Origin of the sequence: Nonomuraea sp. NPDC046570 (assembly GCF_040645915.1) — a bacterium.
Lineage (GTDB): Bacteria > Actinomycetota > Actinomycetes > Streptosporangiales > Streptosporangiaceae > Nonomuraea.
In genome coordinates this window covers 314,001-336,871 of record NZ_JBEYZF010000001.1, presented here as the reverse complement: position 1 = coordinate 336,871, position 22,871 = coordinate 314,001, and the positions used below count along the sequence as shown (strand labels likewise).

Annotated in this window: 21 protein-coding genes; 9 read left to right on the top strand and 12 right to left on the bottom strand. The window is 70.8% G+C overall.

Annotated features, from left to right (window positions below; genetic code table 11):
* Window positions 1-30 precede the first annotated feature (30 nt).
* The 10 genes from ABZ911_RS01585 to ABZ911_RS01540 form a co-directional block, all read right to left on the bottom strand.
* The gene (locus ABZ911_RS01585) at window positions 31-2,952 is read right to left on the bottom strand and encodes a BTAD domain-containing putative transcriptional regulator (RefSeq protein WP_358050314.1); all 2,922 of its coding nucleotides are present in this window, start codon (window positions 2,950-2,952) and stop codon (window positions 31-33) included.
* A gap of 291 nt (window positions 2,953-3,243) precedes the next feature.
* Window positions 3,244-3,636: a pilus assembly protein TadG-related protein gene (locus ABZ911_RS01580; protein WP_358050311.1), complete on the bottom strand. Its 393-nt coding sequence runs from the start codon at window positions 3,634-3,636 to the stop codon at window positions 3,244-3,246.
* A 17-nt stretch (window positions 3,637-3,653) separates the two neighbouring features.
* A complete protein-coding gene (locus ABZ911_RS01575; RefSeq protein WP_358050308.1) occupies window positions 3,654-4,022 on the bottom strand; it encodes a TadE family protein in 369 nt (122 codons plus the stop codon).
* A gap of 250 nt (window positions 4,023-4,272) precedes the next feature.
* Window positions 4,273-4,698 (bottom strand): TadE family protein, encoded by a 426-nt coding sequence (locus ABZ911_RS01570; RefSeq protein WP_358050306.1) that lies wholly within the window; start codon window positions 4,696-4,698, stop codon window positions 4,273-4,275.
* A gap of 167 nt (window positions 4,699-4,865) precedes the next feature.
* Complete coding sequence (locus ABZ911_RS01565) at window positions 4,866-5,108, bottom strand: hypothetical protein (protein WP_358050303.1); 243 nt, start codon at window positions 5,106-5,108, stop codon at window positions 4,866-4,868.
* Window positions 5,108-6,016 carry a type II secretion system F family protein gene (locus ABZ911_RS01560; protein WP_358050300.1) on the bottom strand — a complete coding sequence of 303 codons (909 nt, stop codon included), beginning with the start codon at window positions 6,014-6,016 and terminating at the stop codon, window positions 5,108-5,110. The genes ABZ911_RS01565 and ABZ911_RS01560 overlap by 1 nt, the downstream gene beginning before the upstream one ends.
* Window positions 6,009-6,866 carry a type II secretion system F family protein gene (locus ABZ911_RS01555; RefSeq protein WP_358050297.1) on the bottom strand — a complete coding sequence of 286 codons (858 nt, stop codon included), beginning with the start codon at window positions 6,864-6,866 and terminating at the stop codon, window positions 6,009-6,011. Before ABZ911_RS01555 ends, ABZ911_RS01560 begins: the two co-directional genes overlap by 8 nt.
* Window positions 6,866-8,161, bottom strand: coding sequence for an ATPase, T2SS/T4P/T4SS family (locus tag ABZ911_RS01550; protein ID WP_358050294.1), 1,296 nt, complete (start codon window positions 8,159-8,161; stop codon window positions 6,866-6,868). The genes ABZ911_RS01555 and ABZ911_RS01550 overlap by 1 nt, the downstream gene beginning before the upstream one ends.
* Complete coding sequence (locus ABZ911_RS01545) at window positions 8,158-8,892, bottom strand: hypothetical protein (protein WP_358050292.1); 735 nt, start codon at window positions 8,890-8,892, stop codon at window positions 8,158-8,160. The genes ABZ911_RS01550 and ABZ911_RS01545 overlap by 4 nt, the downstream gene beginning before the upstream one ends.
* Window position 8,893: 1 nt before the next feature.
* The gene (locus tag ABZ911_RS01540) at window positions 8,894-9,571 is read right to left on the bottom strand and encodes a hypothetical protein (protein ID WP_358050289.1); all 678 of its coding nucleotides are present in this window, start codon (window positions 9,569-9,571) and stop codon (window positions 8,894-8,896) included.
* A gap of 307 nt (window positions 9,572-9,878) precedes the next feature.
* Between ABZ911_RS01540 and ABZ911_RS01535 the strand changes: the two genes are divergently transcribed.
* The 4 genes from ABZ911_RS01535 (at window position 9,879) to ABZ911_RS01520 (ending at window position 17,778) form a co-directional block, all read left to right on the top strand.
* Window positions 9,879-14,402 carry an FtsK/SpoIIIE domain-containing protein gene (locus ABZ911_RS01535; RefSeq protein ID WP_358050286.1) on the top strand — a complete coding sequence of 1,508 codons (4,524 nt, stop codon included), beginning with the start codon at window positions 9,879-9,881 and terminating at the stop codon, window positions 14,400-14,402.
* Window positions 14,403-14,504: 102 nt separating this feature from the next.
* Entirely contained in the window at window positions 14,505-15,917 is a 1,413-nt protein-coding gene (eccB, locus tag ABZ911_RS01530; RefSeq protein ID WP_358050283.1) for a type VII secretion protein EccB, read from the top strand.
* Window positions 15,918-16,009: 92 nt separating this feature from the next.
* The gene (locus ABZ911_RS01525) at window positions 16,010-16,351 is read left to right on the top strand and encodes a hypothetical protein (protein ID WP_358050280.1); all 342 of its coding nucleotides are present in this window, start codon (window positions 16,010-16,012) and stop codon (window positions 16,349-16,351) included.
* Window positions 16,348-17,778, top strand: coding sequence for a hypothetical protein (locus tag ABZ911_RS01520; RefSeq protein ID WP_358050277.1), 1,431 nt, complete (start codon window positions 16,348-16,350; stop codon window positions 17,776-17,778). The genes ABZ911_RS01525 and ABZ911_RS01520 overlap by 4 nt, the downstream gene beginning before the upstream one ends.
* On the opposite strand, the gene ABZ911_RS01515 is transcribed toward ABZ911_RS01520, so the two are convergent.
* Both ABZ911_RS01515 and ABZ911_RS01510 read right to left on the bottom strand, forming a co-directional pair.
* Complete coding sequence (locus ABZ911_RS01515; protein ID WP_358050275.1) at window positions 17,775-18,590, bottom strand: hypothetical protein; 816 nt, start codon at window positions 18,588-18,590, stop codon at window positions 17,775-17,777. The genes ABZ911_RS01520 and ABZ911_RS01515 overlap by 4 nt on opposite strands.
* 2 nt (window positions 18,591-18,592) lie before the next feature.
* Window positions 18,593-19,705, bottom strand: a complete 1,113-nt coding sequence (locus ABZ911_RS01510; protein WP_358050272.1) for a hypothetical protein — start codon at window positions 19,703-19,705, stop codon at window positions 18,593-18,595.
* Between the two features lie 335 nt (window positions 19,706-20,040).
* On the opposite strand from ABZ911_RS01510, the gene ABZ911_RS01505 reads away from it, so the two are divergent.
* Genes ABZ911_RS01505 through ABZ911_RS01485 form a run of 5 tightly spaced genes read left to right on the top strand, consistent with a single transcriptional unit; the run spans window position 20,041 to window position 22,868 of the window.
* Complete coding sequence (locus ABZ911_RS01505) at window positions 20,041-20,379, top strand: WXG100 family type VII secretion target (RefSeq protein ID WP_358050269.1); 339 nt, start codon at window positions 20,041-20,043, stop codon at window positions 20,377-20,379.
* A gap of 16 nt (window positions 20,380-20,395) precedes the next feature.
* Window positions 20,396-20,701, top strand: a complete 306-nt coding sequence (locus ABZ911_RS01500; RefSeq protein ID WP_358050266.1) for a WXG100 family type VII secretion target — start codon at window positions 20,396-20,398, stop codon at window positions 20,699-20,701.
* A 4-nt stretch (window positions 20,702-20,705) separates the two neighbouring features.
* A complete protein-coding gene (locus ABZ911_RS01495; RefSeq protein WP_358050263.1) occupies window positions 20,706-21,065 on the top strand; it encodes a hypothetical protein in 360 nt (119 codons plus the stop codon).
* Between the two features lies 1 nt (window position 21,066).
* Window positions 21,067-22,458 carry a DUF456 domain-containing protein gene (locus ABZ911_RS01490; protein ID WP_358050261.1) on the top strand — a complete coding sequence of 464 codons (1,392 nt, stop codon included), beginning with the start codon at window positions 21,067-21,069 and terminating at the stop codon, window positions 22,456-22,458.
* Window positions 22,455-22,868: a hypothetical protein gene (locus ABZ911_RS01485; RefSeq protein WP_358050258.1), complete on the top strand. Its 414-nt coding sequence runs from the start codon at window positions 22,455-22,457 to the stop codon at window positions 22,866-22,868. The genes ABZ911_RS01490 and ABZ911_RS01485 overlap by 4 nt, the downstream gene beginning before the upstream one ends.
* The last annotated feature ends 3 nt before the right edge of the window (window positions 22,869-22,871 follow it).

The window sequence follows — 22,871 nt, the reverse complement described above, 5'->3', positions numbered from 1 at the left end:
AAGCCAGCGATAGCCGCTTTTCGGTATGAATCATGCGGAAGTCTTCCTAACCACGTGGATGCGCCACGATGGGAGCAACTCATCGATGAGGGCTTCGGTCTCGGGTGCCATGCCGCCGCCGTACGGGTGCGAGGCCGACCTGCGGCTCAGGCCCTCGACCACCGCGCGCAGCCGTACCAGATCGCCGGTCGCGTGTGTCGCGCGCAGCAGGTCGCGCCAGAGGCCCTCGTCGTCGGCGGCCAGCAGCAACCCCGCGCGCACCGCGGCGACCGCGCCGTCCGCGTCGTCGTGCGCCAACCGGATCTCGCACAACCGGTGCGCGGCGTCCGCGACGCTCGCCATCACGTCGTACTCCAGCTCGTCGGCGGCCAGCCACGAGTACCGCCCGCGCGGCCGCCCGCTCAGCAACGGCCCCCGCACCAGACCGAGAGCCTTCTCCAGCAGTACGGCCCGCGCCGTCACATCGTCGTGGGAGCGGCGGACCAGCTCGCGGAAGAGCGTCCAGTCCGTCCGCACCTCCGGCCCCAGCCGCAGCCGCCCGGCCTCGTCGACGGACAGGTGCGGCGTGCCGTCCGCGCTCGCGCCGAGCCACTCGGCGACCCTGGCGATCGTCGCGTCCCGCACCACCGCCTGCACGCCGCGCGGCCACAGCACGCCGCCGAGCACCACCGGGTGGACGCCGCCGGGATGCGTGGCCAGGTAGACCAGCAGCTCCGTGGCCAGGGTCAGGCGGCCCTCCTCCAGCTTGTGCGCCTGCTCCTCGCCCTCGTGCCAGACGAGCTCGATCGGCCCGAGCAGCCTGATCTCGATCGCTGGGGGGCGCAGGTCGGCGAGCGGCACCGGCTCCGGCATCGCCTCGCCCTCGTGCCGCTCCGTCGTGCCGAACAGGTCCATCAGCGCGTGGTAGTGGCGGCGGGGCAGCAACTGGGCGGTCACCTCGAAGCCCAGCTCGCCCACCCGCGCCTTGCCGTCTTCGGTGATCTCCAGCGTCCAGGTGGCGTGCGGAACCTCGCCGGTCACCACGAACCCCGCCGCCCTGCCCCTCGCGAGCAGCGCCAGCCTGCGGGCCTCCTCCTGGGTGGGAGCCACAGCGGACAGCACATAGTGCGGTTCGTACGGCTTGCCGCGAATCCGGCCGGTGAGGACTTCCTCGCGGGGTTCCTGCCTGCGTTCCAGCTCGGGGAGCACCTCGGCGAGGCTGCCGACCGCCCTGACCCGGTCGGGGGCGATGGCGATCAGCTCCTCGCCGAAGCCGACCAGCGTGATGCGCATCTTGTCCGACCACAGATTCGTGGCCAGCTCGACGGCCAGCGCGGCCAGCGCCGCCGTGGTCTGCGGGCCGCGAATGTTGATCAGCCCCTGCGCCGCCTCCAGATCCACCAGCACCCTGCCGGAGGCGTCCGCCCCCAACGACACCAGCCCCGGGTACGGCGCGCCGCCCTGCTGCTCCTCCAACAGCCGTCCCTCGTGCGCGGCCAGCCGCCACACCTGACCGCCGTCGGCGGCCGTCCACGGGAGCGGGGCGTCGGGGTCCGAGGGGTGGATCCACAGATCGAGGTGGCGAGGGGAGAGGTGGGCGGCGTACACGGTGGGCGGGGTGCGGTCCTGGGCGGCCAAGGCGGAGCCCAGGAGGCGGAGGCCGATGTCGAGCATGCGGGCTCCCGGGGCGTCGGCGCCCAGCCGCAGTGCCACTTCGGCGTTGGCGGCGTCGTCGCGGGGGCGCACCACGCGGTGGCCGAAGGCCCGCTGCCAGAGCTGCTCCCGCCTGCGCCGCCCCAGAACCACCAGCAGCCCCGCGGCACCCAGCGCGAGCCCGCCCAGGTAGTCGACCAGATCCAGCCCGGACTCTTCCGCGCTCCCGGACTCCTCCGGCTGGGCAGGAGCCGCTTGCTGCGATGCGTCCTGTCCGGGCGATTCCTTTTTCGGGAGTTCGGCCTTGGGCAGTTCGGCCTTCGGGAGTTCGGCCTTCGGGAGTTCGGTCTTCGGCATCTCTCTCGGGGCGGCCTTGTCCTTCTGGGCGTCGTCCTTCTGGGTGCCCTTCTGCGGGTCTTTCTTGTCGCTGCTCTCTGCCTGCGGGGGTGTCGCGCGTTCGGTGCTGGGGCGTTCGCCCGGGTTTTCGCGGGTCGTGTCCTTGCCCGCCGTCTTGTGGTCCGCCGTGCCCTTCCGCTCCTGATGGGCCCCCGCGCGGTCGTGTGCGTCGGTGCCCGGGAGTCCCGGGTGCTCCTTCAGCGTCTCGACCCGCCCCTGCCCGGCAGGCACGACGTGGACGTTCTTCGCGTCGTCCGGCATGTCGAGCACCCACCCCGGCCTGATCAGGTCGGCCATGTGCAACCGGCTGCCGTCGGGCTGCTCCTTGTGCCGGTTCAGCTCGTAGATCTCCGGGTACCGCCGCCCCTCCCCCAGGCACTTCTCCGCGATCTCCCACAGGCTCTCGTGGTGCCGGCCGTGCGGCGGCTGCACCACGTACACCTTCTTGGCCTTGTAGGTCTCGACCTCCTGCTCGGCCACGATCGGCGTCGCGTAGGCGACCGCGGTCATCGCGGGCCGCGCCTGCGGGGCGGACCCGAACGCGGCCATCGGTACGGCCACCGCCCCCGCCGTGAACAGCAGCAGCACCGCCGACACCAGCCGGTTGGCCAGCGCCTGCGTCCCCCCGGAGAACGGCACCCGCGCCGGCATCCCCACCCGGCGAATCCCCCCGTACACCTCCACGGCCACGCACACGACCAGTTGCAGCCAGGCCAGCCACACCAGCAGCACGAGGATCGCGACGATCGTGCTCGTCCCGACCTGACTGGTCAGCAGATCAAGATCAAGCAGCTCGGCCGAGACCGGCGGCCCCGCCAGACTGAGCAGCCCGTACGGCACACCCCCCACCAGCAGGACCAGCACCACCAGCGCCCCGAGCCCGGCGAACACATCCCCCACAGTCCGCTTCCCGGAGATCCGCACAGGCCCCCTCCCCCGCCCAGGGTTCGGGACACGCGGAGGTGCACCCGGGCGTTCAGGTGCCGGGTTCGGGGCGCGCGGAGGTGCACCCGGGCGTTCGGGTGCCGGGTTCGGGGCGCGCGGGGGTCGCTCCGGTCGTCCGTGTTCGGGCGTGCGCGCAGGGTCTCGCGTGGGCATCGCCTCTCCCTCCTCAGCCAAGCGTGTTCCGCCGTCGCCGCCTCATCCACCGACCCAGCGATTTCGGTCTGACTCTCGCCCCGTACAACCCGCCCACATCTCCTCGGACCGGATGAATCACCGGGCATCAGGCCCTGCGGTGGCCTCGCCCGTCATGTCCGAGCCGGAGAAGCCGATCGCCCCCAGGAAGAACGCGTCCCAGTGCACGCTCACCTCGACCGACACCGCGGTCTGCCCCTGCTCCACCACGCAGGCGCCCGCCTTCACCCCGTCGTCGCCGTGCGCCTGGATCACCTCGACGGCCCGCGCGCACACCTCGTCCTGCCCGAGCAGCCGCGCCTGCCCGCTGGTACGCAGGTACTCGACGTCGATGCGATCGGCCCCCGCCCTGGCCCCCTGCTCGGCGATGTCGGCCGCCCGCAACCGGGCGTTGATCGCCGCCCCACCGTCCACCAGCAGCCCGGCCAGCAGGAACACCACCACGGAGAACAGCACGGTGAACACCGACATGCTCCCCCGCTCCCGGCTCACTCCACCCTCCGGAACTGTTCCAACGGCACGACGGAAATGCCTGACATCTGCTTCGAGCCACTGAATCCGAGGAATTCCAGGTCGAGCTCACAGGTCACCTCAGCGCGCACCTGACCGCCTTCCTCCCACTTCGTCCCCGCCAGCGACACGGCCGCCCCTTGGCACTGGCCGTCGAGCGCACTCTCGGTGGTCGTTTTGGCCGCGGACTCGGCGGTGTCGAGAGTCCGCTGCACCGAAGCCGCCCGCGCCGCGTCCCTGGCCGCCCCACTGACCTCCCCCTGCGCCTCCACCACCCGCCCCGCCCCCACAAGAAACATGAGAAACAACAGAAAGACGGGCGCCAGAATCACCGCCTCCACCGCCATTGACCCCCGCTCCCTCCGCCCCCCACCACGCGAAGAACCCGACCTCGGGTACAGCCGAGCAGTCACACTCCCGGCAGGCCCCAATGACCAACACGACGCAGCACTGGAAACGCCCTCACGCCCGACCTGGCCGACCTGGACTGGCTGGGCGAGAGATGAAGCACCTGTGGAGTGAGACCTCAAGGGAAGTCCTTCCTGACGGGCGACAGGTGACGAAGCGGGATTGACCGCCATGCGGGAGGAGAAGATGTCACGAGCAGTCGTCGCCTCCGTTGTCCGGGCGGAAGCACTCGACGGGACCGCCGGACTTCGCGGTGACCGTGAACGTCAGCTCCGGCAGCAGCGGAATGACCTGCACGGCGCTGCCGGTGACGGTGACCCATCGCTCGTCAACCCCTTCCGATGTCGCCTTGGCCGAGGCGTCGGACAGCAACCGAGGCCCGATCGCCTGCACCACATCCTTGGCCCGGGCCTCCGCCTCCCCCTCCCATCCCGACGAGTCGAACGACGCCGCCCTCGCCACCCGCGCCCCTTCCCTGGCCGCGGCATCAGCCACCTGCCGACCGTGGAACCAGAGCGCCATCTGCACGATGAGCAACACCACGGCCAGCACCACCGGCATGATCATCGCCAACTCGATCACGGTCGCCCCCCGCTCCACCCGCTTCCCAGGCATGGAGGAATGCGCCAGGCGGGTGACGCCCCAGCGTGCGATGTGACGGCGGGACGGCCCGCGCACGAGTGGCGTCGACCGGAGGACGGGAAGCGGGCGCAGTGAGGAGAGCCCTTGTTGGCTGTGCCGTATGGACGGGACAGAACCGAGGGCGGGCGGAGGAGTGGGGGTCACTCGTCGCCGCCGGGTTTGGTGCCGCCTCCGCCGCCGCCGCCGAAGCTGTTCTCGATGTCGCCCTGCTTCTGTTCGACCAGGGTTTTGATGAGGGTCGCGAGGCCCAGGGCGACCCCGGCGATGATCGCGGTGATGATCACCCACTCCACCGCCGACGCGCCGCGCGACGGCGCGGTGCGGGCGCGGTGGACGCGGATGCTCAGGTACGCGCTCAGGTAGACGATCCACGGGTGGTTCATCAGGACCCCAACATCTTCATAGCGGCCGGAAAACTGAGAAAGATCACGAAACCCGCGCAGAGCAGGAGCTGGGCGACGAGCATCGACTGGGAGCGTTCGCCCGCGCGGCCTTCGATCTCGGCGAGTTCGCGGCGCCGCAGGGTGGCGGCGCGGGCGGTGAGCGAGGCGCGTACCTTGGCGCCGTCGTCGGCGACGAGGCCGAGCGCCGCCGACAGGTCGCGCAGCTCGTCGACGTTGATCTCCTCGCCGAGCCGTCCGAGCGCCTGCCAGGGGGTGATGCCGACGATCCGGGCGCCGCTGAGCGCTTCGCGGATGCGGGACATGGCCCAGTTGGGGTCGTCGCCGCTGACCGAGACGGCCATCATGAGCGCTTCGGGGACGCCGCGCCCGCCGGCCAGGTTCATCGAGACGAGGTCGAGGAACGCGCCGACGACGTGCCGGAAGTCGCGCCGTTTGGCGGCGGCGTCCCGGCGGATCTGCAGGTCGGGCAGCAGGAAGAAGACCACGGAGACGGCCAGCGCGGCCCACAGCGGGATGGTCGGGGACGTGCCCCACCCCATCAGCGCCAGCCAGCCGAACAGCAGTGGGAAGGCGAGCAGGCCGGAGGCGGCGAGCAGCGCCTTGGTCGCCAGGAAGCCCTCGAAGGAGCGGCCGACGAGCGCCAGGTCGGCTTTGGTGGAACGGGCCTCCCAGCCTCGGTCGGCGTAGAAGCGGGCCAGCCGTGAGCCGAGGCCCCGGCGGAACGCGCTCACCTCCTCCTCGGGCAGGACGAGTGGGACCTCGGAGTCCCTGGCCGCGTCGAGCGCGAGGAGCCGGGCGACGAGGCCGGGCCTGGCCGGGAAGAGCGCGCGGGTCAGCAGGAAGACGCCGAGTCCGAGCACCCCGCCGGCGAGTACGGCCTCAACCATGGTCGCCTCCGGACAGCGAGAGCAGGCGGGTGGGTTTGTCGAACCGGGCCAGCCGCCGCATCCAGGCGAATCCGGCCCCGAACAGCCCGGCCACCACGACGAGTACGGCCTGCCCCAGCCAGGAGCGGTACTCGGCCACGTACGACGGGTTGAACACGACGAGGGCGGCGGCGAACCCGAGCGCGGTGAGCACGACGATCTGCACGCTGCGCCGGGTGGAGCGGCGTTCGGCTTCGACGCGGCGGCGCATGTCGAGTTCCTCGCGGGCCGAGACGGCGAGCGCGCCGAGCACGTCGCGCAGGCCGGGGCCGCGCAGCCGGGAGTTCAGGATGAGCGCGGCGACGACCAGGTCGGCGGACGGGTCGTCGAGTTCGTCGGCGAAGAGCCTGAGCGCGTCGGGCAGCGCCATGCGGGTGTGCATGCGGTCGACGAGGGCGCGCAGGTGCGGCCGGAGCGTGGGGGCGGCGGCCCTGATGGAGGAGGGGATGGCCTGTTCGAGTCCGGCGGCGCCGGCGATGGTGTCGCGCAGGGACTCGGTCCAGGCGGCCAGCCCTTCGAGGCGGCGCATGGCGGCGCGTTCCTCGGCGGCGCCGCCGGACAGGCCGCGCCAGGCGAACACGAGCAGGACGCAGCCGGCCGCCATGACGGGCCACTGGGTGACGACCAGGACGAGGGTGGCGAGGATGGCGGCGATCGCGGTTCTGGTGGACAGGACCTTGACGAGTTCGCGGCGGCGGTCGCTGGGCCGCCTGGGGCGGGGGCGCATGCCGTACAGGGACAGGAAGAGGAGGTAGAGGCCGCCGCCGGTGGCGGCGCCGGAGAGCAGCACGAGCGGGTCGAGTGTGATCATCACCAGCCTCCGGGGGTGTAGCCGTGGGCGATGAGCTCTTCCAGGCAGGAGACCGGCGCGTGGGGCAGCGCGGCGCCTTCGGGGCCCGGCGCGAACACCTCGCTGGACAGGACCCGGCCGTCGCAGCCGTTGACCTCGCGGACGCTGGAGACGTATCGGCGCAGGGTGCCGCCCTGCTCGTAGTCGTTGCGCTTCTCGATGAAGACGACGAAGTCGATCGCGCCGGCGATGAGCATGTGGGTGGCCTCGATCGGCAGGCGCTCGTTGGCCTGCAGCGCGTAGGTGGCGATGCGGTTGAAGACCTCCATGCTGGAGTTGGCGTGGATGGTGGACAGGGAGCCGTCGTTGCCCTGGGTCATCGCGTTGAGCATGGTGACGATCTCGTCGCCGAGGACCTCGCCGACGATGACCCGGGACGGGTTCATCCGGAGCGACCGGCGGACCAGCTCGGCCATGGTGATCTCGCCCTGGCCTTCGGAGTTGGGCAGGCGCTGCTCGAAGGCGACCACGTTGGGGTGCAGTTCGGGGAACTGGTCGAGGCCCAGTTCCAGGGCGCGTTCGACGGTGATCAGGCGTTCGCTCGCGGGGATCTCGTTGGCCAGGGCGCGCAGCAGGGTGGTCTTCCCGGCGTTCGTCGATCCGGCGATCATCAGGTTCTTGCGGGCGGCGACGGCGGCGGACAGGAAGCGGCCCAGTTCGGGGCCGAGCGTGCCATTGCCGACCAGGTCGCTGAGGAACACCTTGCCGAGGCGGGCGCGGCGGATGGAGACGACCGGCCGTACCGTCACGTCCATCACGGCCGAGAGCCGGGAGCCGTCGGGCAGGCGCAGGTCGAGGGTGGGGTTGGCGGTGTCGAACGGCCTGCTGGACAGGCCCGAGTAGGCGGCGAGGATCTGGATCAGCTCGATCAGCTCCTCGTCGGACTCGGCGACGGGGTCGTGGGTGAGCTCCTGGCCGTCGGCGTAGCCGACGAAGACGCGGTCGCAGCCGTTGATGTCGATGTTCTCGACCTCGGTGTCGTCGAGCAGCGGCTGCAGGCGGCCGACGCCGAACAGCGCGGCGTGGATCCCGGCCGCCAGCGCCTCCTCCTCCTCGACGGTCGGGGGGGTACGGCCGGAGCCGATCTCGATCCGCGCGTGCTCCTCCAGCACCTGCGAGATGAGCGCCCTGGCGAACTGCCGCTCGTCCTCGCCGGTCATCGCGGCCAGCCCGTTGGCCTGGTCGAGGCGGCGCTGATGGGCCAGCCGGTCGCCGACCTCCTGGCGGAAGCGTTTCACCAGCGAGTGGTCGATCATGGCACCCTCACCCGGGACGACAGCTTCCCCGCGAGCTCGCGGGCGGTCCTGATGAGCAGGGATCGGTCGAGCCGCCCGCCCCACTGGCCGCGCAGCAGCTCGGCGCCCTTGGGGTCGTGGGCCAGCCCGGCGACGAAGGCGGTCTCCCCGCCGACGATCCTGCGCACGTCGTCGATGGAGGAGCGGTACTGCCGGGGGTCGGCGATCACCACCACCCCCAGCTCCGGGCCCTTGGGCATGATGGCCAGCCGTTCGCGCAGGTGGGCGACGTGGTCGAGGCTCGCCCTGGTGAAGAGCACGACCAGTTCGGCCTCGCCGATCAGGTCGCCGAGTTGGGGGTGCGCGCCGAGCCGCCCGCAGTCGGCGATCACGTCCGCGCGGGGCACGGCGGCCAGTGCCCGGCCGAGCGGCCCCCACATCCAGGTCAGCCCGGCCGCCTGCTCGCCGTGGGTGAGCCCGGCCAGCACGTCCAGCCCGCCGATGATCTTCTGGGTGTGCTCGTGCACCTGCTCGGGGGAGATGCCGCGCCGGGCGGTCGCACCGAGCGTGAGCAGGCCCCGGCCGGGGTTGAGCATGCCGCCGTCGGCGGCGGGCAGCCGGTAGGCGAGGTCGCCGCCCGCCGGGTCGCATTCGGCCAGCAGGACGGGACGCGGCCAGACCGCGGCCAGGGCGGTCGCGGCGGTGGTGACGCCCGGCGCGCCCTTGTCGGCCGCCAGCACGATCAGCGCCACGTCAGCGTGCCCCCGGGAGTTCGGCCACCGCGATCTCGCCGCTGGAGGCGTAGCCGACGATCGCCGGTGACGCGCTGGAGTCGACGATGACGGTGATCAGGCCGGTGGAGCCGGTCCTGCCGGGTGCGCCGACGCTGTGCACGAGCGCGCTCTGCGCGAGCACCCGGCTCTGCGACTGGGTGGTGCGTCCGGGCACGTAGACGATCTGGACCCGGTCGCCCTTCGCCAGTCCGGCGGGCGCCTGTCCCGGTTTGAGCGCCAGGCCGACCTTGGCCTTGCCCGGCCCGAGTTCCTGGCTGGCGGTGGTGGTCATCTGCTCGGTGAGCAGGGTGCCCGGCAGCAGAGTGACGGCGGCGTAGGTCTCGGCGACGGCGACCCGGTGCTTCCAGGCGACGTAGCCGATGCCGGTGTCGGCGATCTGCACTTCTTCCATCGCCTGTTCACTGATCGGCTGACCCGCTCCGACCTGCTGGGTAATCCTGATCGCGGAAATACGATCACCACTGCGCAGCACGAGCAGCGTACTGGCCAGCGCACCGCCGAGAATGAGGAGTACGGCGAGCGCCGCCAGCGCGGGTTTGCGCTCGCGGGGCGGCACGGGCAGTTTGCGCGACGCCGCGCCGGAGAGCGTGCCGGGTAGGCCCGACGCGTTGGCGGCGGGCTTTTCGCTGGTCCTCATGGGTGGGGGGCTCCCATTACGAAATTATGGAATTCACGCCATTATGTGCACCAATGAGAAAGCTTTGGTGCCCAAATCCGAAGTCCCATGCTCGTTTCGCAGACGGGAGGCTGTCAACAGGAACGGAATGAAACCCATTCATTCAAGAGACTTGATGATCATGATTTGTCGTGATAGCGACCCCAGAAGTAACTCCTTTCTCACCAGTCACATGAATCCAGAGAATCATGCCAGTGACGCCATCCCGCCCGCCTGATCGGGCGCGGAACGCTACCTTGGCGCCGGGTGCGACCCGAGGAGACGACACATGAGGATCATGCTCACCGTGCTCGACGAGCGCGGCGACCGTGACGTCGTCGTCGAGGGCGAGCCCGGCACCACCGTCACCCGCCTCGCCGAAGCACTGAGCAGAGACACCGACGAACCACTCGCCAAGGTGGTACGGCTCTCGCGGACCCGCGCCCCCTACGGCCTGGAGCCGCACTCCGTCCGCTCCCTGTCACCCGCGCAGCAGACCGGCCCCAAGGGGCACCCGCACCTCTGGCGGGACGGCAGGCCGCTGGACCCGCGCGCCCAGGCCAGGGCGGTGCTGCGGGACGGCGACCGGGTGACCCTCGACGCCGAACTCGCCCGCGCCACCGTGATCGAGGAGCCCCAAGGGGTGGTCGAGGTACGCGTCGTGGGCGGCCCCCGGGCAGGGTCGGTGCATCGGCTCGGGCTCGGCACGCACGTCATCGGGTCGGCGGCGGCTTGCGCGATAGCCGTACCGGATCCGGCGTTGCCGCCTGAGGCGGCCGTGGTCAGGGTCACCCCTGAGGCGATCACCGTCGAGCCCGCGCCCACGCGGCGGCCGGACGTCGTCCGGCCGCCCAAACGCAAGCACAAGGGACGCTACGACGACGAGGTCGCCGAGCTGGCCGAGCGGCAGGCCGCGCGCAACGCCGAGGAGGTCCGCAACGCCACCCTCGACGGCCGGACGCTCGGTGAGGCCGCCGACTGGCCCGAGCACGCGCTGCTGGCCTGCGGCTCCTCGCTGTTCACGCTGGCCGCGATCGAGCCGCCGGACGCGCACCTGGCGCCGCAGCCCGACGGCGGCGTCGCCTACAACCGGCCGCCCAGGCTCAGGCAGCCGGAGCCGGGGCGCGCGTTCGAGGCGCCGGTCGAGCCCAGGCGCGCCGAGACCATGCGGCTGCAGGCGCTGGCCGCGTTCCTGCCCGCCGTGCTCGGCGTCACGATGGTGCTGGTCACCGGGTCCTGGTATTTCCTGCTGATCGCGTTCATGACCCCGCTCATCATGGTCGGCCAGTGGTGGAGCGACCGCCGTCACGGGCGCAAGCAGCACCGGCTGGCCGCGAAGGAGTACAAGGAGCGGCTCGCCGCGTTCGAGGCGGACGTCGAGCGGGCCAGGCGGCAGGACGAGCTGGCCCGCAGGGCCGCCACCCCCGACCCGGCCGAGGTGCTGCTGACCGCGACCGGCCCGCGCAGGCGGCTGTGGGAGCGCAGGATCCACGACCAGGACGCGCTGCGGCTGCGCGTCGGGCTCGCCGACCTGCCCGCCGACCTGGAGCTGAAGGCGGGCTCGGAGCCGCTGGAGCCGCCGCTGTGCCGGAACGTGCCGGTCGCGCTGCCGCTGCGCCGCCTCGGCGTCGCGGGTGTGACCGGCGCGCGCGAGACGGCGACGGCGCTGACCGGCTGGCTGGTCGGGCAGGCCGCCGCCCTGCACAGCCCGCGCGACCTGGCCATCGTGGTGATCTCCGCGCACGCCGACGGGCACCAGCGCTGGGGCTGGGTCCGCTGGCTGCCGCATGTGACGCCGCGCGCGGGCGAGGAGTGCGTCGTCCTGGTCGGGTCCGACCCCGAGGGGGCCGCCCGCCGGGTGGCCGAGCTCACCGCGCTGATCGACGGGCGGCTGAACACCTCGATCCCCGACCTCGGCAAGGTCCCCTCCGGCTGGGACGACCTCGGCGGGCCCGACGAGACGGGCTTCACCGGCTACGACGCCCGGCCGTACGACGTGCTCGTGGTGCTCGACGGTGCCCAGGTGCTGCGCGGGCTGCCCGGCATGCCGCAGGTGCTGCGCCAGGGGCCGAGGGCAGGGGTGTACACGCTGGCCGTGGACGACGACCAGCGGCTGCTGCCCGAGGAGTGCGAGACGGTCGCCACCTGCGACGACAAGGGTGGGCTGCGGCTGCGCGGCGGCGGGCTCGACGCGCTGGGCGTGATCCTGGCCGACGGCGTGTCGCCCTCGTGGTGCGAGCGGCTGGCCAGGGCGCTCGCCCCGCTGCGCGACGTCAGCCGCGACGACCCCGCCGCCCAGTTGCCCGACGCGGTACGCCTGCTCGACCTGCTGAACCTGCCGCAGCCGACCGGCGAGCTGCTGGCCGGGCACTGGACCGGCCACGGCTCGACCGAGGCCCTGATCGGCGTCGGCCCCGACGGGCCGTACCCGGTCGACCTGCGCCTGGACGGCCCGCACGCGCTGGTCGCCGGCACCACCGGCGCCGGCAAGTCGGAGCTGCTGCAGGCGCTCATCTGCTCGCTGGCGGTCCGCAACCGCCCCGACGAGCTCACCTTCGTGCTCATCGACTACAAGGGCGGCGCCGCGTTCAAGGAGTGTGTACGGCTCCCGCACACTGTCGGCATGGTCAGCGACCTGGACGGCCACCTCACCCAGCGCGCCCTCGCCTCGCTGGCCGCCGAGATCAGGCGCCGGGAGCGGCTGCTGCTCGACGCGGGCGCCAAGGACATCGAGGACTACCAGGGCACGCTCCCCCGCCTCGTCCTGATCATCGACGAGTTCGCGGCGCTGGTCGCCGAGCTGCCCGACTTCGTCGCCGGGCTGGTGGACATCGCGCGCCGGGGCCGCTCGCTGGGCATCCACCTGATCCTGGCCACCCAGCGGCCGGCCGGGGTGGTGACCGCCGACATCCAGGCGAACACGTCGCTGCGGATCGCGCTGCGGGTGACCGAGGCGGGCGAGTCGGCCGACGTGATCGACCTGCCCGACGCGGCGCACATCTCCAAGGCCACTCCCGGACGCTGCTACGTCAAGTCGGGGGCGGGCGCGGCCGTGGCCGTACAGACGGCCTGGGTCGGCGGGCGGGCGGCGGGCGGCGCGCCGGGGCAGGTACGGGTCGTCGAGGTGGGCTGGCCGGAGCTGGGCAGGCCGCTGCCCGCCGCGCCGGAGCCGGAGGGCGCGGCCGCGGTCACCGATCTGACCGTGCTGGCCGACGCGCTCGTCGAGGCCGCCCGCCTGGCCGGGGTGCCCGAGCAGGCCAGCCCGTGGCTGCCGCCGCTGCCCGCGCGGGTGGTCGCGCCCGAGTCGGGCGACTCACTGGAGTACGGCGTGACGGACCTGCCGTGGGCGCAGGACCGGCGCCCGCTGGCCCTCGACCTGGAGCGCGGCGGGCACCTGCTGATCGCGGGCGCTTCGCGCAGCGGCAGGTCCACGGCGCTGCGCACGATCGCGGGCGCCATCGCGGCCGGGGCCTCCCCCGCCGACGTGCACCTGCACGCCATCGACTGCGGTTCGGGCGCGCTGCTGCCGCTCGTCGCGCTGCCGCACTGCGGCGCGGTCGTCACCCGCGACCAGCTCGACCGGGTGGAGCGGCTGCTGACCAGGCTCCGCCAGGAGGTGGGCCGCAGGCAGCAGTTGCTGGCCGAGGCGGGTCACGCGTCGCTGGCGGAGTACCGGCAGGCGGGGCACGCGCTGCCGTGGCTGGTGCTGATGCTCGACCGCTGGGAGGGCTACGTCGCCGCGTTCGAGGGCTACGACTACGGGCGGCTGACCGAGGCGCTGCTGCAGTTGCTGCGCGAGGGGCCCGCGGTCGGACTGCGGGCGATCGTCACCGGCGACCGCTCGGCGCTGATCGGCCAGGTGTCGACGGTGTTCGACGAGCGGCTGATCCTGCGGCTGGCCGACCCGTCCGACTACGGGCTCGCGGGCCTGTCCCTCAAGGATCTGCCCTCCTCGATGCCGCCGGGGCGGGCCGTGTCGGCGGGTGAGCACGGGCTGGTGGAGAGCCAGATCGCGCTGCTCGACGCCGATCCGTCCGGTCCCGCCCAAGTCGCGGCGCTGCAGGCGCGCGCCCGCCGCCGCCGGCCGGAGGGCGAGCCGCCGATGCGGGTCGACGCGCTGCCCACCCGGATCACCGCGGGCCAGGCGCTGGATCTGGTGCCCGGCTTCAGCGCGCCCTCCCCGCTGTGGGCGCTGCTGGGCGCGGGCGGCGACTCCCTGGAGCCGCTGGGAGTGGACCTGCTCGCCCAGGGGCCCGGCGCGGTCATCGCGGGCCCGGCCAGGTCGGGACGGTCGTCGGCGCTGCTCACCGCGGCCCGGTCATTGCTCGCCGCCGGCACGCCCGTGGTGGCGGTGGTGCCGCGCCGCAGCCCGCTGCGTGAGCTGGAGGGGGCGCTGGCGGTGCTCGACGGCAACGGCGCGGGCCTGCGCGAACTGCTGGACGAGCACGAGCGGTATGTGGTGATCGTCGACGACGCCGAGCTGATCAACCCGGACGCGCCGCTCGGGCTGCTGCTCGACGAGGTGCTCAAGTCCGGCAGGGACGGCGAGCACGGCCTGATCATCGCGGGCGCGACCGGCGACCTGGCCACCTCCTACCGCGGCTTCGTGGCCGAGACCCGCAAGGCGCGCACCGGCCTGCTGCTGTCAGTACAGAGCCCGGCCGACGGCGACCTCTTCACCGTACGGCTCCCGCGCGGCGCGGTCGGCGGCCCGCCTGGCCGCGGCCTGCTGGTGACGCTGGGCACCGTGACCCCCATCCAGACGGCCCTCCCGGACTTCACCCGCCAGAACGGCATCAAGAACACCTCATGACCCGACGCCGCCGCTGGCGCGGGCCTACGACAGGCGGGTCGGGCTTCGTCCGTGATCCACCGTTCTATGCTGATCCCCGTTCCCTGACGCGGGCGAGGTGACGTGCAGACCAAGAAGGATCTCTATCAGGCGCACCGGTTGATGCAGCAGCGGCTCGGTATGGCCCTGCTCCAGGCCGAGCCCGACGTGCCCGAGACGCCGATGCGCAGGCAGAACGTCGCCTTCTTCTGCGGGATCCTGATCGGCGTGCTGATCATGGCCGCCTTCGGCATCTGGGGCCTGCTCAAGCCCGGCGGGGCGACCAAGCTGGAGGAGCCCGGCCAGTTGCTGGTCGAGGAGGAGAGCGGCGCCAAGTACATCTACAGCCAGCGGGAGCGCAAGCTGCTGCCGGTGGCCAACTACGTCTCCGCCCGCCTGCTGCTCGACAGCCCCGAGGTCAAGGTGCGCAACGTCTCGGCCAACTCCCTCGACGACTACGACCGCGGGCCGCTGATCGGCATCCAGGGCGCGCCGGACTCGCTGCCGGTGCGGGAGAAGCTGGTCAAGGCGCCCTGGTCGGTCTGCGTCGTGGAGGGGCCGGACAGGACCGGCGGGCGCAGGCAGTACACCACGCTGGTCGGCGGCATCGACGTCGGTGGCGCGGCGGTGGATAGGGACGCGATGGTCGTCGACGACGGGCGGCAGAAGTGGGTGATCTGGGCCGACCAGCGGATGCGGGTGAGCGAGAAGGCCGCCCGCGGGCTGAGCGCCCAGCCGCGCACGGTGCCGTCGTCCTGGCTGAACGCGATCCCGGAGGGGAAGGACTTCCGCGGCCCCAAGGTGCCGGGCCTCGGCCACAAGGTCCGCGGGCCCGACGGCAAGGTGGCCGCGACCGTCGGGCAGGTCTTCACCGTGCCGCCGGTCTCCGGCGGGGCGGCCCGCTGGTATGTCCTGATGAACGACGGACTCGCCCAGATCACCCTCACGCAGGCGACCCTGCTGCTGGAGGACCCGGCCATCAAGCGGGCGTACGGCAGGCGCGCGGCCGTGCCGATCCCGATCGACGCGGCGTCGGCCAACGCCTCGCCCTCCAAGCAGTCGGTGATGGGCGGCGGGCTGCCCGCGACCATGCCGAGGGTTGTCAACCCGCCGGTTTCGGCCCCCCTCTGCTCCGTCTACGCCGACACCCTGAAAGGGTCGGTCAAGGCGAAGGTCACGGCCGGCGGCGCCGTACGGCTGGCCCCTCCGGCGAGCGCGCCGAGTCAGGAGCGCTTCGATCAGGTGATCCTCCCGGCCGGTGGCGCGGCGATCGCGGGACAGCTCCCGGGTGAGAACCAGCTCGGCGCGATCAGCACGTATTTCCTGATCAGCGACCAGGGTCGGCGCTTCGCGATCCAGCCGGCCGCCGAACTCGCCAAGCTGGGCTACGAGGCCACGGACGTCACCCCGATCCCGGCGAGCCTGGTACGCCTGATCCCCGAAGGCCCCGCGCTGAACTCCGCCACCGCCCTCCAGCCCATACAAATCGGTCCATAAGCCCCAACTTCTCCCGTCAATGGACTGGACCGTAAATACAGGTAAATATTAGGATCTTGACTCGGTCGGTCAACGGCGCGAGGGGGATCACTGTGGGCAACGACCAGCCAGACGTGCAGGCCATTCACCAGGACCTGCGGGCGGCGATGGAGAAATGCGCGGAGTACGCCGACGATGTGGCCGCCATGACGGCCCGTTTCGGTCCGGCACAACTGTCCAGAGGCGACTTCAGCCTCGCACCCGGAAGCGACGAGGTGGCCACGGCCTACGTCAGCGGCACCAAGGACAGCGGCAACCAGGGCCGCTACACCGCCATCATGGGCTACCTCGAAGAACTGCGGGCCGCCCTGGGCTTCGTCGGCGTGACCATCGCGCAGAGCACCCGCAACTACCAGGCGGGCCACGACGCCAGCACGCTGCGGACGACACCGTGAGCGCCACCGCCGAGCGGCAGCCCAGTCTCAACCCGCTCAACTGGAACTGGTCGCCCACCACCTGGGGCTGGGACATCAACCTGGGCAGCGCGCTGGACCCGACGCCCCTCATCGAGACCATCCTCGCCCTGGCCAGGGCCCTGCCCACGCTGTTCGGCGACGACGGGAGCGAAGGGCGGCTCAGGCAGGCCGCGGCGGCGCACAACCGGCTGGCCGAAGACCTCCAGGTCCTCGAGGACGCCATCGACGGCCCGATGGAGCAGGTGCTCAAGTCCTGGACCGGGCCCGCCGCCGGCCAGTTCCGCGACGTCTGGGGCCAGATCGTCAACAAGGAGAACCGCCACGCGCTCCGGACCAACTGCACCGAGTGCGCCAAGGTCCTGACCGCGGTCGCCGACTCCGTCAAGCTCACCAAGGACGCCCTGGTAGAGATCATCAAGACGGCTCTGATCTGGGCCGGCGCGTTCTACGCGATCAGGTTCGCCGCCCTCTACTGGGCCCAGGTCGTCGCGGCCTTCGGCATCTACGCGCGGGCCACCCAGCTCGTCGTCATGGCCGCGCAGTTGCTGTCCAAGCTGGCCGGGCTCTTCCGCTTCTTCGGCCGGATGCTCAAGGCGCTCCCCCTGATCGGCAAGCTCAAGTTCAGCCCCAAGCTCACCGCGCTGGCCGGGCGCGTCGGCCCCGCGATGAGGGCGGGCGCGCTCAAGCCGTTCGACCACACCTTCCTCACCGGGCTCACCAAGGCCTCCTTCGGCGCCTACGCCAAGACCTCCGGCTGGGTGTTCGCGGGCGTGCTCGGCACCCAGATGACCGCGCAGGTCTTCCGCGGCAACAGCTTCTTCAACATCAGTCCCGCCACCCTCGTGCAGTCCATGCGGATCACCACCGCCGCCACGCTCGTCGGTACCTTCGCCCCGCTGGGCCTGTTCTGGAAGAGCACCGCCCAGGGCGGGGCCGCCGCCTCGTGGGCGGCCTCCATGACCAAGTCGGGCCTCGCCGTCGGCGAGGGCGGTCTGGCCTTCGCCCAGTTCGTCGGCGCGCGGAACTGGACGATCGGCCTGTCCAAGTGGGCCCCCACCGGGAAGGTCATCGGGCCGGACGCCGCCAAGCAGATCCTCGGCTTCGCGCCCACGTCCGTCTTCCGGGTGTGGCGCCCGCTGCACACCACCGAAGAGCCCCGGCTCGACCCCTACAAGCCCCCCGCCGCGACCGTCCCCCCGGGCACCCCCGCTCCCCAGAACCCGTCGGCGAAGATGGGCATCTGGCCGTACGCGAACGGCTCCCTGAAGGACATCGCCGAGAAGGTGTACGGCGACCGCGACCGCTGGCAGGAGATCTACGCCACCAACCGCGACCAGATCGGCCCGGACCCCAGGAAGATCCCGCCGGGGACGATCCTGCGCTACCCGCTGGACGAGCCAAGCTAAATGATCTTCTCTATGAGGCCCCCCAGGCCGCCCTGCTTGGGAAGGTCGTCCATGTCCGGGACTCCCGACTCCGGCGGCTTGGTGACTCTGAGCTTGGTGGGGTCGAACACCGCGTTGGCCGGGGTGAACTTGGGCGCCTTGCCGGTGATCGGCTGCATGCCGGGGAACTTGTCGTTCACCGCTCCGGCGGCGTAGGTGATACCGGCCAGGATCAGCATGATCCGGAATTTGACCTTGATCACCACGTCCACGATCGACTTGGCGGCCTTGTAGAGGCGGCCGACCACGATCGTGGCCTGACCTTCGGCTGTCAGCGCGGTCGACGGGTTGAACCGGGCAAGGGTCACATACTGCGCAAGGCCGTAAACGAAAGCGGAGATGGCCAGGCACACCATCGCGGCGGACTGGAAGAGGCTGGCCGCCGACTCAAGGCTGCCCTTGACCCCGTTGCGCAGGTCCTTGAGCCTGAGAAGCTGGCCGTCGAACTCGGTGACGAGTGTCTTGAACGACTCGAACGCCTGGCCCTCCCAGACCTTGTTCGTCTGCGCGTCCTTCAGCAGCTTGCCCAGCTCGGCGCGCAGGAACTCGATGTCGTCGCCGGTCGGGAGGGCGTCCCCGGGCTGCTGCTTGTCGGTGAGGCCGGCAGGGTGCGCATTGCCCCATTTCCCCGCGGCGGCACGCATCTGCTCAGGGTCGGCCACCATCGACCAGAACAGCAGGGCCAGCGGGCCCGCCGCGCGCAGGATCAACGCCGACCCGGACACGGTGGAGGCGGCGAGCATGAAGGCGTGTCTCCAGGTAAGGATTTCCACCGCTACTCCTTACCGATGACGGGCGGGGCGATGTCGATGTCGTCCTCCCAGACCTCGGGGTCCTCAGCCAGGCCGTTGTTGCCCTGCTGGTCCCTGTCGTGCTCGCCGGTGCCGCCCCCGGCCATGGGGGCGAAGGGCATCATCGGCATGCCCGTGCCGCCCAGGCCGCGCATTCCCGCGCCGAGCCCGCCGGGGGCGCCGGCGCCGTTCGCACCCCCGATGCCGCCCCCTCCGACGCCGCCGCCTCCGCTGGTGACGCCTCTGGGGTCGACGGTGGTCATCGGGCTCTTGCCGAGGTCGCCGAGGGACGGCGTTCTGGTGGTCAGGTCCTGACCGGACAGCGAGGGGTCGTAGCCGGCGAGCTTGCTCTCGATCGGGTTGTCCAGCTTGGGGTTGCTGAGCGCGCCGGTGTCGAGGTCGGGCCGGTCGAGGTCGCGAGGGTCGCGAGGGTTGAGGGGATCGAGATCGCGAGGATTGAGAGGGTCGAGATCGCGGGGGTTGAGGGGGTCGAGATCTCTGGGCTTGGGAGTGGTCAGGTCGGGGTTCTTCAGGTCACCGGGACTCTTGATATCGGAGGGGTCCGGGAGCTTGGAGTCCAGGCCCGAGAGCTTGCTCTGGTCTCCGAGACCGCCCAACTCGGGGCCGGGCACATCCGTCGGCAGTCCGTCCAGCTTCGGGCCCTTGATGCCCTTGGGCGGGTTTGGGCCGCCACCGCCAGGAGGAGGAGGCGTCTCGTCGCCGGGGGGCGCCTTGCTGGCGTCGTCGGCGGCCTGCACGAAGTCCGCGGCCTCGGTGACCGCGACCTTCCACGAGTCCAGGACGTCCTTGCCCTTGCCCAGCGCGTCGGCGGTCTTGTCGCGGACCTCGTCATGGGCGGCGGCCAGCCCGTAGCCGACGACCCCGAAGGTGTCCCAGTACATGTCGATGCTGCGGGTGGCCGAGCTGAGCGCGGTCATGGACTGGCCCCGCTGGGCGAAGCCGTCGCCGAGGCTACGGACCTTGTCGTACTCCATCTTGAGCTGGGGGTCGAGCTTCTTGGGGTCGGGCGTCGCCATGCCCGGGATCCCCCCCATGTTGGGTATCGGGAACTGGCCGCCGCTGGGCGCGTCGCTCACCTAGGCCTCCACACTGGGGTGCACCCCGCGAAAGCTGATCACGTCAAAGCACGCAGGTTACAAGATTCCTTGCGAACCGTACAGAGCACTTACGGACAAAAGGCACAAAAGACTCAAATATCCCAGCATTGCGGACAATCACATCGGGAGATTTGGTTGAATCCGCAAACATCGCATTTGAGCTGCATATATAGAAAATTTCCACAAAAATGTAACCAAAATTTAACCTCGAGTCAGGTCGGCTGTGGGACGTCTGATCATTACTGTGACTTGAGTGGGTCATCGCCCGACTGTCCCGAAGCGGGCGCGGATGACCGGATCACTTGGAGGTGACCATGGCGGATCAGGCACAAGTAAGCCGCGCCGACCTTGAGCAGGCGGTCAGCTGGATTCTGAACTCCCAGACCAACATCCTGAACATCCAGCGCAACCTGGACACGGCCAACCTGGACCTGAAGGTCCACTGGGTAGGCGCCTCGCGCCAGGCGTTCGAGGGCGTGCACAAGCTGTGGCACGAGCGGATGGACCTCATCCTCACCAGCCTCGCCAACCTGGCCCAGACGATCCAGGACAACAACAAGAACTACGACCTGTTCAACCAGGAGGAAGAGCAGCGGATCAACAAGATCGCCCAGTTGATCGCGGCCGACCCGTCGCAGTTCGTCAAGCAGTAGGCAGGGGGAGATCACCATGGTGTACGACGGCGACGTCACAAAGATCGGTTTCGCGGGCCTGGACCAGGGCGAGATCGCCTTCAAGAAGGCGTTCGACGCGCTCGTCATCGAGCTGAACGACCTGGAGAAGAACCTCAACTCCAAGACCGCCATCTGGCAGGGTGGCGCCAAGGAGGCCTACGAGAACACCCGTCTGCTCTGGCAGAACGAGGCCAAGGGCCTGGCCGACATCGTGCAGCTCCTCGCACAGAACATCAACATCACCAACATGAACATGCGCGACGTCGAGAGGATCAACGCCTCGATGTTCGACGGTAAGTAAGTCGATGGCCAGCGACGGTGGGATCGAGGTCAGTCGCAGTGCGATCGAGAGGGCCAGGGCTGACCTCCAGAAAGCCCTGGACCTGCTGGCCCCCGGCGCGGATCCGGCCAGGGTGCAGGCGGTCGCCTTCCCGGCGGACAAGCCGGTGTACTCGCTGACGAGCGACTTCACGGCGTTCGGGATGTGGAGTTCCGCGCACAGCGTGAGGGACAGCTTCGGCAACTCGGCCCGCGCCGTGAGCCTCACCTACACAATGGTCGGCCAGGCTGTCGCCGACACGATCACGCTGCTCACGGTGGCGCTGGGGAACCTCGACATCTCCGAGGGCAAGGGCCCCGAGCACCTCGGCGGGATCCAGGCCTGACATGACGAAGTACACGGCGCCTATCCAGGATGCGTACACCCCGGAGAAGGACGAGGAACTCCCGCTTGACCTCCTCAGGACCGCGCTGGCGAACACCAAGCCCGGCCTGATCCGCCAGGCGGCCGAGGAGTTCGCGTCGGTCCGGTTCAAGCTGGGCAAGCTGGTCGAGGTCCTCGACCTGCATCTGGTCGAGCTCGACAAGTCGTGGCCCACGGGCGCCGACGCCCAGCAGGTGAAGGGTGAGTTCCGCCGCCTCAGGGACTCCACCGCGGCGATCATGGAGGTCATCGCCAACGACGGTCACGGCCAGCCTTCCACCAACGGCATCGCCCCCGCGCTCGCCGCCTACTCCGACACGCTGAGCCTCTTCAGAGGCGACCACGTTCCCGGCAACGCCGGCCAGGACGTCTCGGTCACCGAAGGCGCCTTCGAGTGGGGCATGGGCGGCGCGGGCATCGGGCTGTTCGTCGGCGGACCGCCCGGCGCGGTCATCGGCGGCGTCCTCGGTTCGGTCGCCGGCGGCATCACCTCCCTGTTCAGCGAGGTCCCCTTCCTGGACATGTTCGGCGAGTCCAAGGAGGAGAAGGACCGCAAGGCGGCCAAGAAGCACCTGAAGAATCTGAACCAGGTGACCTCAGACGAGGTCATCCGTCGCTTCCCACCCAAACTCGATACCGACATTCCCGAATTCGACGTGCCGATGCCGAAGATCGGTGATCCCAAACCCCCGGGCGGCACGATGCCGAGCGGAGACCTGCCGGACACGTTCACCGCGGCCTACGATCCGAACAGGACGATCGGCGGGCTCCCCGGAACGCCGGGCATCGACGGCCTCGACCTGCCCGGCGGCGGCTACGGCGACACCGGCGGCTTCAACCTCAACGGCCCGAAAGGGCCCGGCGGGATCACCCCGGTGGACCCCGGCGATCTGAGCGGGAACACCGATCCCGGCAGCATCGACGGATCGACGAGCACCGACGGGAACGGCCTGGGCGACGACGGCACGATCGGATCCGGCACGGGCGCCGGTACCGGCGACGGCCGGGGCAACGGCGACACCACCACGACCCTGGCCGGTCACAACCCCTGGAACACCGGCACGTCCCCCTACACGCAGACGGGGTTCGGCACCACGGACGGCGGCACCGGTGCCGGAACCGGCGGCGGCTACGGCGGGAGTGCGGGGGGATCCGTACCCGGTAGTGGCCGGGGGTCCGGGCGGGGCGGCCTGGGCGGTGCCTCGATGCTGCCGATCATGCCGCAGAGCGGTGCCGGGTCAGGAAACGAGGAGTCCGAGCGGACCACCTGGCTGCTGGAGGACGACGACGTGTTCACCAGCGACGCCAAGGTCACCCAGCATCTCATCGACGACTCATCGAAAGGCAAGGCGTGAGCAGGAACGACGACTTCGGCTCGCCCCCGCCCGAGCTGAAGCTCACGGAGGACTGGCCTGGGCTCAACCCCGAGGCCCAGTTCTACGTGGACCACAACGCCGTCCGCACGGCCGCGAGGGACCTGAGGAAGGAGCTCACCTTCCTGAAGGGCGACACGCCGTCGGGCGGGGTGAGCGCCGCCCAGACGGGGACCGGCACCGCGAACGACGTCCAGGTCGTCGCGAACGTGGGCGGGGCGCAGACCGGCACCTGGGAGACGGCCGACTACTTCGGCCGGAACGTCGCCAAGGGTTACGAAGTCCTTTACGGGCGATACACCCAGCTGATCGACCGAATCGAGAAGATGAGCACCGCGCTGGAGAAGGTCGTCGGGAACACCGACAAGGGCGAAACCGCCAGCGGGGCCTGAGGA